Annotated in this window: 12 protein-coding genes; 6 read left to right on the top strand and 6 right to left on the bottom strand. The window is 55.3% G+C overall.

Going from position 1 to position 13689, the window contains the following annotated elements; translation table 11 throughout:
- Positions 1–35 precede the first annotated feature (35 nt).
- Positions 36–2135, top strand: coding sequence for a TonB-dependent receptor domain-containing protein (locus CA832_RS12810; RefSeq protein ID WP_088342036.1), 2100 nt, complete (start codon positions 36–38; stop codon positions 2133–2135).
- A 60-nt stretch (positions 2136–2195) separates the two neighbouring features.
- Here CA832_RS12810 and CA832_RS12805 read toward each other — a convergent pair whose 3' ends face one another.
- From CA832_RS12805 to CA832_RS12780, 6 genes are all read right to left on the bottom strand, one after another.
- Positions 2196–2864, bottom strand: a complete 669-nt coding sequence (locus tag CA832_RS12805) for a peroxiredoxin (protein ID WP_088342035.1) — start codon at positions 2862–2864, stop codon at positions 2196–2198.
- A 466-nt stretch (positions 2865–3330) separates the two neighbouring features.
- Positions 3331–4047: a LytR/AlgR family response regulator transcription factor gene (locus CA832_RS12800; protein ID WP_088342034.1), complete on the bottom strand. Its 717-nt coding sequence runs from the start codon at positions 4045–4047 to the stop codon at positions 3331–3333.
- The gene (locus tag CA832_RS12795) at positions 4044–4361 is read right to left on the bottom strand and encodes an Hpt domain-containing protein (protein ID WP_088342033.1); all 318 of its coding nucleotides are present in this window, start codon (positions 4359–4361) and stop codon (positions 4044–4046) included. Before CA832_RS12795 ends, CA832_RS12800 begins: the two co-directional genes overlap by 4 nt.
- On the bottom strand, positions 4358–6730 hold the full coding sequence (locus CA832_RS12790; RefSeq protein ID WP_158211933.1) for a PAS domain-containing sensor histidine kinase: 2373 nt from the start codon (positions 6728–6730) through the stop codon (positions 4358–4360). Before CA832_RS12790 ends, CA832_RS12795 begins: the two co-directional genes overlap by 4 nt.
- Positions 6717–7262 (bottom strand): heme NO-binding domain-containing protein, encoded by a 546-nt coding sequence (locus tag CA832_RS12785; protein WP_158211932.1) that lies wholly within the window; start codon positions 7260–7262, stop codon positions 6717–6719. Before CA832_RS12785 ends, CA832_RS12790 begins: the two co-directional genes overlap by 14 nt.
- 52 nt (positions 7263–7314) lie before the next feature.
- Positions 7315–7725: a response regulator gene (locus CA832_RS12780; protein WP_158211931.1), complete on the bottom strand. Its 411-nt coding sequence runs from the start codon at positions 7723–7725 to the stop codon at positions 7315–7317.
- A gap of 186 nt (positions 7726–7911) precedes the next feature.
- Between CA832_RS12780 and CA832_RS12775 the strand changes: the two genes are divergently transcribed.
- The 5 genes from CA832_RS12775 to CA832_RS12755 all read left to right on the top strand — a co-directional run bounded on the left by CA832_RS12775 (position 7912) and on the right by CA832_RS12755 (position 13686).
- Positions 7912–8829 (top strand): dihydrodipicolinate synthase family protein, encoded by a 918-nt coding sequence (locus CA832_RS12775; RefSeq protein ID WP_088342029.1) that lies wholly within the window; start codon positions 7912–7914, stop codon positions 8827–8829.
- Between the two features lie 48 nt (positions 8830–8877).
- A complete protein-coding gene (locus tag CA832_RS12770; RefSeq protein ID WP_088342028.1) occupies positions 8878–10476 on the top strand; it encodes an aldehyde dehydrogenase (NADP(+)) in 1599 nt (532 codons plus the stop codon).
- Positions 10477–10479: 3 nt separating this feature from the next.
- Positions 10480–12201, top strand: coding sequence for a DUF885 domain-containing protein (locus tag CA832_RS12765; RefSeq protein WP_088342027.1), 1722 nt, complete (start codon positions 10480–10482; stop codon positions 12199–12201).
- 2 nt (positions 12202–12203) lie between these two features.
- Positions 12204–13211: a 4-hydroxyproline epimerase gene (locus CA832_RS12760; protein WP_088342026.1), complete on the top strand. Its 1008-nt coding sequence runs from the start codon at positions 12204–12206 to the stop codon at positions 13209–13211.
- Between the two features lie 73 nt (positions 13212–13284).
- Entirely contained in the window at positions 13285–13686 is a 402-nt protein-coding gene (locus CA832_RS12755) for an HYC_CC_PP family protein (protein WP_143542392.1), read from the top strand.
- Positions 13687–13689: the final 3 nt, after the last annotated feature.

Here is a 13689-nt window from a genome sequence, read left to right as displayed (position 1 = left end):
TTCCGGCCCATACGTACCTATTAAAATGAAATCTTATGAAACACAAGATAGCAGTGCTCTTCTGGGCGCTGCCTGTATGGCTATGGGGCCAGGTCCCCGGTGCCATCCCTGCCGATACGGCGGAAACGCCCCTGTATCGGCTTAGTGAAGTGATTCTGGTCGGGGATATGATGCTGGATCCCGTTATGACGGAACAATCCCAGGACCTGGCCAGGAAAGTGGTCCAGCCGAGAAACGTAGCGGACCTTTTCAGCGATATGCCGGGCTTTGCCCTGATCCGGAGGGGCAATTACGCCATAGACCCTTCCTTCAGGGCCTCCATGTATGAACAGCTCAATGTGCAATTCGATGGGGGCACCAAGGTTTTACACGCCTGCCCTAACCGGATGGATCCCATCACCACCCATGTGAGTCCGGAAGAAATAGAGCGGATCGAAGTAGTGAAGGGCCCCTTTTCCGTTCGATACGGCCCCGTTTTCGGGGGGGTAGTCAACCTGGTGACGCGAAACCCGCGCGAATTCGGGGATGGCCTGCACGGGAAGGTGAGTACAGGATATGAGTCCAACGGGGATTCCTACCTCACCACTGTGCGGCTGCAACAAGTCTGGGCGAATACCGACCTGGGTACCCAGGTAGGCTGGCGCGATTTTGGTAATTACCAGGATGGGGACGGCTCTGAGGTTCCCTCCGCCTTTGAAAGCCTCGATTACAAGGTGCAGTTAGGGCATAATTTTTCGGACCGGCAACGGCTCGAATTGCGCTGGAGGCAGTCCTTTGGGCGCGATGTCCTCCACGCCGGGTTACCCATGGATACCGAGACCGACGATAGCTCCGTGCTCTCGGCAGATTACAGCTGGCAACCCCAGGGGCAGAAGGTAGAGGCTGTTACCTTTAAGGCCTACCATGCCTTTGTAGATCACCTGATGACCAATGCCTTGCGATCTAATGCCGAAACGGTGGAAGCCTCTGCGGCGGTGGACGCGCGAACTTTTGGGGGAAAAGCTGAAACGCGGCTTAAATGGGGCGATGCCTTGGTCAGTTTCCACGGAATGGATTTCAGCGGGATCCACCGCACCGGCAACCGCGAACGGCTGGTGAAGCGCAATATGATGGGGGTGCCCTTGCCCGAACCGGTGTTGTTTACCGACAAGATTTGGCAGGATGCGATTTTAAACGACTTCGGGTTTTTTTCCGAGGCCCGCTGGAACCTTTCCCCTAAAAGCTGGCTCACCGGTGGTTTGCGTTGGGATGCCGTCTGGTCCGATATCCGGGACCCGGAGGCCGATTTCCTGGCCCTTTATCCTGAATTGGGCTGGCGTTCAGAGCACTATTTCGCTGCTAATCTGTCTTTGAAAACCCAGCTTGGCCCCAAGGTCATCCTGGAAGTTGCCGCAGGCAGAGGGGTGCGGCCAGCCAGTATGATAGAGCGCTTTATCAACCATTTTACGGTAGGCCAGGACCCCTATGAGTACGTGGGTAATCCGGAACTGGACGGGGAAGTGAACCACCAGGCCGAGATTGGATTACAGGGGACTTGGGACGGCTTATCGGCCCCCATGCGCTTTGGGTTTTCCGCCTACTACAGCGATTTTTCCAATTATATCCTGCCCGTTATTGACCCACAGCTTAACCGCAAGTTTATGCCAAATGCCCAGCCCCAGGAGGTAAAGCGTTTCCAGAATCTGGAAGATGCGTATAAAACAGGGGTGGAGGCAACTGTGGGCATGGATGTATTTCGGGATTTCAAATGGGATGTTAACCTGGCCTATGTATACGCCAAAAACCAGGACCTGGGAGAATCCCTTCCCCTGACCCCTCCCCTTAGCGGTAGCGTTAGTCTGGCCTACCAGCGGGACAGCCGGTGGGCAGATCTGGTGTACCGGTTTGCAAGCAGCCAGGAGGATATCGCGCCTTCCTTTGGGGAAACCCGAACCCCGTCTTATGGGGTCCTGGACCTCAGGTTTGGATTTAACCTAACCCAGGGGATGCGTCTGGGGTTCGCCTTGCTGAACCTCCTGGACGAATCGTATTACGACCACCTGAATTTTGCCTTTAACAACCAACAGGACCTGACGGGAGCGCGTATTCGCGAACCCGGGAGGAACGCTTCGGCATACCTCCAGTATCAGTTCTAGGAAAATGAAAAAGCCCTCCCTGTCCGGGAGGGCTTTTTTGATGCCATAGGGCGCTAACCGTTAGTTCTGCAGCTCCTTCTTCGCCAGGTACCAGTCCACCTTTTCGAGGGTTTGGTCTGCCAGGCGTGCGTTGAGTTCGTCCAGGGATTTCGGGGGCGGTACGATCACTTTCTCCCCGCGTTTCCAGTCCAGCGGCATGGCTACCCGGTGCTTGTCGGAAACCTGGAGGGCATCCAGGGCACGCAGGATTTCATCCATATTGCGGCCTACATTGAGGGGGTAGTACATGATAAGCCGGATCTTTTTGTCCGGGTCTATAAAGAACACGGCCCTCACGGCTGCCGTTTCACTCTCGTTGGGTTGCAACATGCCGTACAGTTTGGCCACTTTCATGTCCAGGTCGGCAATAATGGGGAAGTCGAAGTAGATCCCGGTGTTTTCCCGTACGTTTTGTACCCAGCCCAGGTGGGCGTGGATGCTGTCGATACTCAGCCCGATAAGTTCGGTGTTGAGGGCGTCGAACTCCCCTTTACGCTGGGCAAAGCCGCTCATCTCGGTGGTACAAACCGGGGTAAAATCGGCAGGGTGGGAGAACATAACCACCCACTTTCCAGGGGCATAGTCCGAGAATTTGATCTTCCCTTTGGTGGTGAGGGCTTCAAAGTCCGGCGCGGTATCGCCTATGCGCGGCATGGCGTAGGCCTGTTGCGGGTTTTGGGTATTTTCCATAATAAACGATTTTAAGGATTTGATTTACAGGCAAAACTATGGCGCATTCGGATAGTAGTCTGTAACAGAAGTAGCACAAAAAGGAGGGAAGAGGGCATAAAAAAAGGGGGCGGTTAGCACCGCCCCCGTTTGGGGGAACTTCACCTGAAGAGGCACAATCTTCCGGATGGTTCAAAACAGGTGGTGCAGCCCCTTCGCACGCACCGGTCTATTACCTGGCAACTTCAGTGAACATGACTTTTACCCGCCTGCAATGGTCCAGAAAAACCATTAACCATCAAAAAAAGGACCAGGGCGAACAGGTATGTCTATAAAACTGGAAGTTCCTTTCAGCTACTAAGTAAACGAATCCTTTTGAATCCCGGTATATGAACCCCTACCATTGGAGTGTTGCTGTAGACCAATGGTTTCAGGGTTCCTTTAAGTGCCTTTTTTAGCGGTAAAAAAACGTTGGCAGGGCAGGGTGTCAGGCACGGTTCAGGTGTTCCATCAGGGCCGGACGGTTGCCGCGGCTCAGCGGAAGCACATAACTCTTGACGTAGACATGTCCATTTTTAACGTCGGAGATGTAATCGGTGTTGACCAGGAAGGACCGGTGAATCTGCAGGAACCGTTCGTCTCCCAACTTCTCTCGAATAGACTTAAGGGATGTATGCACGCGGATTATCCGTCTGATGGTCTGGATATGCACGTAGTCCCGCTGCGCCTCCACAAAGAGGATCTGGTCTATGGGGACCTGGATCAGGTGGCGGTCTATGTTGACGTAAATGAACTCCTTTCCCTTATCCTTGGAAGAGCTGGTGTCGGTAGACTCTGTAATGTCTTCGTGCCGGATGCGCTTGCGCAGGTTGCTGATGGCCTGCAGGAAGCGCTTGGGCTTGATGGGTTTTACCAGGTAATCCACCACATTTTCATACTCGTACGATTTCAGGGCGAACTGGCTGTGCGAAGTCGTCAGAATGACCCGGGATGAGGTTCCGGAGGACTCCAGGATTTCAAAACCGTTTAATACAGGCAGCATGATATCGAGGAAGACCAGGTCCACCGCATTCTGGGTAAGGAACGAAACTGCTTTGCCTGCATTGTCAAATTCGCCAAGGACCACCAGGTCCTCGATTTCCGAGCATAGCTGCTTGAGGATTTCCCTTGCCATTAAATCGTCATCTACAATAATACAGGTCATTGCTGTGCTTTTAGGAATTCGTCTATAATCCGTAGCCCCTCCATAATGTCTCCATGCAGGGGGGAAAATCCGTTTTCCAGGTTATCCTCATGTTCCTCTGCCAGGGCGTGGAGCTCAGGCATTCCCAGGATCCCGATTTTGTGCTTGAGTTTGTGCAGGAAGTGAACCGCAGTATCCCACTGCTGCCCCGCTACGGCATTCCGGTAGGAATCAAATTCCGCCGGAAACTCGGTAACAAGCACATGCAGCAATCGCTTGCGGAACCCTTCATCGTTAGGGGCCAGTTCATGGAGGTAGGCCAGGCTTGGAGTCATACTGCGAGGGTTTTAGGTAGGGAGAAACGGAATGTGGAACCAGCTCCTTCTTCGCTTTCCACGGTGATGGTACCCCCATAGAGTTCAACAATCTTTTTAACGATGGACAAGCCAATACCGGTATGCCCGTAGTGGTTGCTCGAGGAGTGGAAAATGCTGAAGATTTTGTCCTGCCTGTCGCGGGCAATGCCCACCCCATTGTCCGAAACGAAACATTCAAATGCCTTGCCCTTATCCTGGCACCCGATGCGTATCTGCAGGTTCTTGGACGGGTTATGGGCAATGGCATTGCCGATGAGGTTCTGGTAGAGCTGCTGGAAATGGATGCGCTGGGCTTTTAATTCTGGCATCGGGTCTGCAATTTCCACGGTTACTCCGGCAGGCAGGTCCATTTTTTCGTAAACATTGGTAACGACCTGCCTAAGCGGGAACGCTTCGATATTTTGCTGGGAACCATTAATCCCTGCGTATTGGAGGACCTTATCGATAAGCTCATCCATACCTTCCAGGCTGGATTGGATTTTATCGATATACCCAACCGCTTCGGATTCCATCTGCTCGCGATGCCCCTCCTTGAGCCATTCCACCAGGGTATGGATCCGCCTTAAAGGAGACTTCAGGTCGTGGGAAACCACATGTGCGTATTCCTCCAACTCCCGGTTGCTGCGTTCGGCTTCCCGGATGAGCGCCTTGAGTTGTTTTTCATGGTTGCGTTGCTCGGTAACATCCAGGTGCATACCTATGCTGCCTATGACTTCCCCTCTTTCATTGTACCTGGGGGCACCGCTGATGAGCCATTGCCGCCACTGGCCGTTTTTATGACGGGCCCTGATTTCGTATGAATCGGAGGTGCCTTGTTTACGCAGGGCTACCTTGTCGGCAAAGACGGCGGGCTTCTCCACCGTGATAACTTCCAGGGCTACCTTGCCGAGCAACTCGTCCTCGTTATACCCGCTCAAATGGCAGAATTGCTCATTGGCCCACTCAATTCTGTCCTCCAGATCTACCTCCAGCAGGCCGATGTTCATGTTGGAAATCGTACGTTGGTATTTCTCATTTTCCTTAATCAGGTTCTGCCGGTGCTGTTTCAGGGTTGTAATATCCGTGTAGGTCCACAGGTGGCCCTGGAATTCGCCTTCGGAGATGACAGGGGTGTAGTCGCGCCGGAAGGTACGGCCGTCCTTTAGTTCCAGTTCATCCCCCAGGTATTCCCGTTGGCTGGCGACAATTTCCTCTACACGCTGTACAAAACCGTCTTCATCTACAAACAGGACCTTGGAGGCCTCGATGGCAGCCACACAGTCCATGCCAATGAGTTGCCCGATATCCACCGGGATACCGAATAGTTCTTTAAAAGCCTCGTTGGTGTAAAGGATGTGCCGGGTCCGGTCTTCGAACAGAATTCCCGAGCGCAGGTTACGCACCAGGGTTGCGATCCGGTTTTCATACAGGGAAATCTGGCGCTGCATTTCCTTTTCCTGGGTAATATCCTCAATGAAAGCCACATCGAACTTCACCTCATTGTGCTTATCGCGGATCAGGCTTACGTGGGTTTTGGCCCATATAGATGTACCGTCCTGTCGCAGGTAACGTTTTTCGAGAGTCAGGGTCGGCGAACCATCGCTTTTTGCGGCTTCATACAATTCCTTGGTCTGCCCGTAATCGGCCGGATGGGAGATCTCCGAAATGGTTTTTTTAATGACTTCCTGTTGGGGGTATCCCAGCATTTTGGCAAATGCCACGTTGCACCTCAAGATTTGAGCGCCTTCGGAGAGGACGATTCCAAGGGGGGAATGGTCCACAATAATATCGAGTTGCTGACGCTGGCGCCAGATAAGCTGTTCAAGCTCCTTCTCTGAGGTTATATCGCGCATGATCCCATGAACAACTTCAGGCTTTCCGGCTGCATCGTATACGACGCTGCCGTTTACCCGGATGTAGCGGTATGCACCACTGGCAATACGAACCCTGGCCGTATAGTTTCGCATGGCCCCCAATTCGAAGAGTTTCTGGACCGATTGCCGGGTATATGCCAAATCCTCCGGATGCACCAGGTCGAAAAGCCTGAGGGGAGGGGGGGCTCCCTCGTACCCGAAAAACGCCATGGCCGCTAGGTTCATCCGCTGTACATTGGAATCCAGGTCGGTAATGATATAAGGGTCCAGGATTTCCTGAAATGACTGATGGAACCAGGGTTCTTCAGACTTGGCTCTTTCTTCCAGTTTCAAAGAAGCCTTAGCCAGTTTACTTTCCAATTGCCGGATTTCCTGCAGCTTTTCCCCCAATACTTCTGAGGTCTGCTGGTGGGCTTTCCGCTCCCGCTCCAGCGCTCGTTTTAAGATCTCGAGTTTCTCCTTATTCCGGCTCATATTCCAATTCAAACTGTACGATGGTTCCATCTGCTTCCAAGAGGCGGAACTGAATACCAACAAAAATATTGAAGTGGGAAAAGACACCTTCCATAAGACCATGTGCCAACCGATACAGTCCTCGGGAAGACTCGTAGAGGACCTGCAGGTGGCCCGGGCCCATTTCCCGTACCTCCATCTTGGGCAAGGCCGCTTCCGGGTAGAGATTTTGCACGTGGAAATGGATGTGGTCATTGAGACCCTTGAGGAGATCGACCGGGGATTCATAGAGTCCGATCACCTCCGGGTGGGTGGCATTCAACCTCCCGAACAAATAGGTACCAAAGGCGTGGAGCAGGGATTCTTTGGGGAGTTCGGTTTCTGCGCTGAGCGCATCGAGCAATTGCAGCATTTCCTCATAAGGGTAGTTGCCCAGGTGGGTGTAAACCCCATCGGAGGGGAGGTCGGCCTTCCCCACCAGGGTATCTACCAGGGTGAGGCCGAAACGCTCTTCTACCATTTCTAGGAAGTATCTGTAGATAAATCCTTTCATCTTCATCATCCGTGTTGGAATATCCAATTGTTGCATCCCTTTCCCTTTAAAACTACGACAGATTTTTTCCGTGCCAAAGGTGGTTTGCCTCCCAATAATCCAACAGTTTCGTTATTAAATCCTTATAAGCCTCTAGTTTCAAGGGCTTTACCAGGTATCCGCAAATGCCGGCCTGAAAACATTCATGGACATCTGTGGGGTTCTTGGAAGTGGTGAGCACTACACAGGGAATATGACGTAATTGTGGCTCCGCCTTGATTTTACCGAGGAAGGTTATTCCATCCATCCTCGGCATTTTGATATCCAGGAGTATCAGCTCCGGTAATTCGCGCATTGTTCCCAAGAGTTCCCAGGCTTCCAACCCGTCCCGGGCCTTGGTAATGGTACATTTTCCCTTCGAAGCTACGATGCGTTCAAATTTCATTACTTCAATTTCATCGTCTTCGACAAGGAGCAATCTCATAGTTAAACTGTTGAAAATCTGGCACAAAATAGTGTTTAATGTAGACGAATGGCAATTCCTCTGCTCATCTATCGACCAGTGGATACTTACTGTCGACCAACACATAAAGTCCGGAAAGCGGGAGGAGAATTCCAGAATTCCCGGTATCGGTTACTTGCGTATCTTTAAGGACCAAATACATAACTCATGAGTGTAAAATGGCAAGGGGTAATGCCCGCCCTCACCACGAAGTTCACAGCAGACAACCGCCTGGACCTGCCTATGTTCGAAACCAATGTCCGCGCCCAGCTCGATGCCGGGGTGGAAGGCCTGATTCTGGGGGGCACCCTCGGGGAGGCCAGCACGCTCCTGCCGGAAGAAAAGGACCAGCTGGTGGCAGCGGCCCTCAGGCTGGCCGGGGATGTACCGGTAATTGTCAACATTGCCGAACAGTCTACCCAGGGAGCGGTTGCTGCAGCACAGCGCGCCAAGGTAGCCGGGGCCCGGGGCCTGATGGTATTGCCCCCCATGCGGTATAAAGCCACGTCCAGGGAAACGGTGGTTTACTTTAAGGCTGTGGCTGCTGCTACGGACCTGCCCATCCTGATATACAACAACCCGGTAGACTACGGGATAGAAGTTACCCCGGACATGTTCGGGGAGCTGCTCCGGGATTGCCCTACCGTCCAGGCCGTAAAGGAGTCTACCAGGGATATTTCCAACATTACCCGTCTGAGAAACCGCTTTGGCGACCGGTTAAAAATCCTGACCGGGGTAGATACCCTGGGTATGGAGAGCATCCTGATGGGGGCCGACGGGTGGGTGGCCGGTTTGGTCTGCGCCTTCCCCGCTGAGACGGTTGCCGTATATGCCCTGGCACGTGCCGGGAGGATAGCCGAAGCCCTGCCTATTTACAGGTGGTTTTTGCCCCTGCTGGAACTTGACATCAGCCCGCAACTGGTACAGAATATCAAATTGGCCGAAGTGGCCACCGGGATCGGGACGGAACACGTCCGCCCGCCCCGCCTTCCCCTGGCTGGTGCTGAGCGCCAGCGGGTGCTGGATATTATTCAAAAGGGGATAGAATCCCGACCCGAATTGCCCGATTACAAGGGCTTGTTATAGGGGGTGTTTTTTCGGGGGTGCCCCCCAAAACCAAAATAACCAACAGGCATGCAATACCCAATCAGTGGCGGCCAGATCATCGGATTCTCCGAATCCCGGTCCGGCAGCCAGACGTTTCAATCGACCAACCCGGCAACAGGATCTCTAAACGAATGGCATTTTCTGGAGGCGACACCCCAGGAAGCCGACCGCGCTATGCAAATGGCCCGGCAGGCCTTTCGGGTCTACCGTCAGAAGCCCGGCCCGGCCAGGGCTGCATTCTTAAGGCGGATAGCCGAACTCCTGGAAGAAGGGGCAGAGGCCCTGGTACCCTTATATGTTGCGGAGTCCGGCCTGCCCGAAGGGCGGGCCAGGGGAGAGCTCGGGCGCACCACGGGCCAGCTTCGCAAGTTTGCCGACCAGGCCGAAGACGGCTCCTGGATGGCAGCCACCATCGATACGGCAGACCTGGCCAGACAACCCATCCCCAAACCCGATCTCCGCAAATGCCTGGCCCCCCTGGGCCCGGTGGTTGTTTTCGGGGCCAGTAATTTTCCACTGGCCTTTTCCACAGCGGGAGGGGATACGGCCTCTGCCTTTGCTGCAGGCTGCCCCGTGGTAGTAAAAGGACACCCCCTGCACCCTGCCACGGGGGAGTGGGTGGCTCGGGCTATTCAGCAGGCGGCGGAACAAACCGGCATGCCGGAAGGGGTTTTTTCCCACCTGCAGGGAACTACCCATTCCCTGGGCGCCAGCCTGGTACAGCACCCGGCCACGGCTGCGGTAGGGTTTACCGGGAGCCGCGCCGGAGGGCTGGCCCTTGCCGCACTGGGGCAGGGGCGGCAGGTGCCGATTCCCGTATTTGCCGAAATGGGAAGCATTAATCCGGTACTTCTATTGCCCGAGGCCCTTTCGGCAGGCGACAAATGGGCTGCGGCCTATGCCCAGTCCGTAACCCTCGGCACAGGACAGTTTTGTACCAACCCGGGCCTGCTTATCGGGTTGGAGGGGGAGGCCCTGGAAGGCTTCCGCGAAACCCTCGCCCGGGAGATGAACCAAATCCCCCAGGCTTGTATGTTGGGCGAGGGGATTGCAGCGCGGTATATCCGCATGCAGGAAACCCTGTTGCAGGAAAACGGGGTGCGTCGGATAGGCGCCCCGGCAGCGGCTCCTGGTGTTAACTGCGTCCCCCCAACCGTAGCTGCCGTCTCCGGTTCCGATTTTAAGGCGAGCCCAACCCTTCAGGAGGAGGTATTCGGCCCCTTTACCCTGGTGGTGGGTTGCCGGGACGAAGGGGAGATGCTGCAGGTACTGGAATCCCTGGAAGGCCAGCTCACCGGTACGGTCTTGGCCAGCGAGGCCGAATGCGGGCAGTACCGCGTCCATATTGCCGCCCTGGAATCCCGGGTGGGGCGTATCCTTTTTAACGGGGTGCCCACAGGGGTAGAGGTAGGTCCTGCCATGCATCATGGCGGGCCTTTCCCGGCAACTACTGACAGTCGGTTTACCTCTGTGGGGGCCGATGCCATATACCGCTGGGCCCGGCCGGTATCCTACCAGAACGCCCCACAGGAACTCCTTCCCGAAGCCCTTCGGGATGCAAACCTGCTGGGCATTTGGCGAACCATAGACGGGGTGCCCACCCGGGAAAGTATCCATAATGAGTAGATCATGAGACAGCTATTGTTATCCTTTTTCTTCCTCGTCTGGTGCGCGCATGCAACAGCCCAGGCCCCCGGTCCCGAAGCCTTGCTGGATTCTGCCATAGCGCGCTATGAAGCCTACCGGCCTTACGACCGGAGTGACCACCCGCTTGGGTTGTATACCGAGCAGCGATACCGGGAAGAGGCCGAGTTTGCCGCAGACTTGCTTGGGGATGTACAGGAAATCGCTCCGGACAAGCTATCAGAAACAGACAGGAATTCCCTGGAATTGCTCCTGTTTGTTCTGAAGGACCAAGTGGACGAATACAAGTTTGGCATGCACCTGAACCCCATCCAGGCCGACCAGGGGTTCCACCTGAGCCTGAACTACCGTATCCGACCCATCGAGGACGCCCGCCAGGCCCGCCAGTACCTGCAAGTCCTCAGGGCATTGCCAGCCTATGCCGACCAGCACTTTGCACTGATGCGGGAAGGCCTTCGGCGGGGCATTTCCCAGCCCAGGGCCATGTTCCGGGGCTACGAAACCACCTATAACGACCATATTGTCTCAGATTACAGGGAAAGCCCCTTCTACCGTCCCTTCCTGGATTTACCGGAATCCCTATCCGCATCGCTGCGGGATTCGGTACTCCAGGCCGCACGCGAAGCCATTGAAACCGATGTGGTTCCCACCTTCCGCAGGATTAAAGCGTTTTTTGAAACGGAATACCTCCCTCAGGCCCGGGAGGCCATAGGGGTTTCCCAAACCCCGGGCGGGGCCGATTTTTACCAGAACCGCATTGATTTTTATACAACCTCTTCCGAGTATACCGCAGCGGATATCCACCGGATCGGGATGGAGGAAGTGGCGCGGATCCGCGCCCAGATGGAAAGGATTATCCGCGAAGTAGGCTTTCAGGGAAGCTTTTCCGAGTTTTTGGAAATGCTGCGCACCAGCCCGGAATTCTATGCCCGGACCGGAGATGAATTGCTTATGCGGGCCCGCGACATTGCCAAGCGCATCGACGGGCAACTGCCGCGCTTTTTTAAAACTCTGCCCAGGAGACCTTACGGGGTAGAACCCGTCCCCGATGCCATTGCGCCCAAATACACCGGGGGGCGCTATGTACCCCCGGCAACCGAGACCCGGGCCGGGACTTACCTGGTCAATACGTATAAGCTGGAGAGCAGACCCCTGTACACCCTGCCGGCCCTAACGGCCCACGAGGCGGTACCGGGCCACCACCTGCAGGGCTCCCTGAACCGGGAATTGTCCGACAGCATCCCCGCCTTCCGACGGCGCCTTTACCTTTCCGCCTATGGGGAAGGGTGGGGGTTGTATTCGGAATACCTGGCGGCCGATATGGGGATCTACACCACCCCTTATGAACGTTTCGGGCAGCTTACCTACGAGATGTGGCGTGCCTGCCGTTTGGTGGTCGATACCGGGATCCACGCCCTGGGGTGGACCCGGGATGAGGCCGTAGCCTTTATGCGAGACAACACCGCCCTTTCCCTGCATGAAATCGGTACGGAAACAGACCGCTATATCGCGTGGCCCGGGCAGGCGCTGTCCTATAAAATGGGGGAGATCACCCTGCGGGAATTGCGCAGCAAAGCCCAGAATGCTCTGGGTGAGGATTTCGACATCCGGGAATTCCACCGCCTTGTGCTGGAGCAGGGCACTGTTACCCTGCCCATCCTCAGGCGTCGGATAGATGCCTATATCGCCTCCAAACGCAGCGAGTAACCATGGGAAGGCATATTTTTAAATGTATTGACGGGCACACGGCCGGCAACCCGGTGAGGGTGGTGGCCGAAGGCGGGCCTGCGCTTCAGGGGGCCGATATGGCCGAGAGACGGCAGCACTTCCTCAGGGAATTCGACTGGATCCGCAAGGGGCTTATGTTCGAACCCCGCGGCCACGACATGATGAGCGGCAGTATTTTCTACCCGCCTGCAGACCCTCAAAACGATTTGGGCATCCTCTTTATAGAGACCAGCGGCTGTTTGCCCATGTGCGGGCACGGCACCATTGGCAGCATTACCATTGGGATCGAAGAAGGCCTGATCCAGCCCCGGGTTCCCGGGGAGGTACGCCTGGAAACTCCGGCCGGGCTGGTCCACATACGCTATGGGCAACGGGGCGGGAAGGTGGAATGGGTTTCCCTGACCAATGTCCCCTCTTTCCTGGCCGCTGAAAAACTTCCCCTGGCAACCGAGGCCCTGGGCGAGATTAAGGTAGACGTGGCCTATGGGGGTAACTTTTATGCCATCATAGAGGTGCAGCCCGGGTTTGAAGGGCTTCAGGAGTACACGGCCTCTTCCCTGATCCGGATGAGCCGGGAGATCCGGCGCCAAATCAACGAGGCGTACCCGGACCGGTTTATCCACCCCCTGGACCCCCGGATCCGCGATGTAAGCCACGTGCTCTGGACCGGGCAGACTTTATCGGAAAAGGCTACCGCCCGCAATGCGGTTTTCTACGGGGACAATGCCATTGACCGATCCCCCTGCGGGACCGGGACCTCTGCGCGGATGGCCCAGTGGGCGCACCAGGGAAAGTTGAAAGAAGGGGACCTGTTCGTTCATGAGAGTTATATCGGTTCGGTCTTCGAGGGGCGGATTGCAGGAACCACTTCCCTGGGTGTGGTGCCGGCCATTATCCCGGAAATCCGGGGTAGTGCATGGGTCCACGGATACAATACCCTGATCATAGACTCGGACCATCCTTTCCCTGAGGGCTTCCAGGTTATTTGAGAACCCGCTTTGTGTGAAGCAATTGCCAAAAACGTACAATAAAACCGATTATTTTGTAGTTTTGGTGTTGACAATGAGACCTTTTACACGGAAAATCGGGGCTGTACTGTTGTCCCACCTGTTGCTTTTCTCAACGCTGTCCTTTACAATGGACATGCACTTCTGCGGGAAAACCCTGGTGGATTTCAGCCTGTTCCACGAGGCGGAAGACTGTGGCATGGCCATGGGTGACGACCTTATGGCGGGCCTGGGCTGTTGCTCCGATGTGGAGGTCATTGTCCAGGGGCAGGAAGACCTGGACCAAGTGGTAAACCCTGTGGATTTCCATCCGCAGCTCGTCGCGGTAGTGATGGCGGTTTACCAGAATTGGCTGGGGCAACCCGAACACTTGCAGGAGCCGCCCCGCTTTCATGGCTATTCCCCCCCGCCCTTGTTTCCCGACATCACGATCCGGGACCAGCGATTTCTGATTTGATTT

The sequence above is a fragment of the Robiginitalea sediminis genome (assembly GCF_002198115.1).
In the GTDB taxonomy this organism is placed as follows: Bacteria; Bacteroidota; Bacteroidia; order Flavobacteriales; family Flavobacteriaceae; genus Robiginitalea; species Robiginitalea sediminis.
The sequence above is the reverse complement of the archived record's forward strand: the minus strand, read 5'-3'. Positions and strand labels throughout refer to the sequence as shown.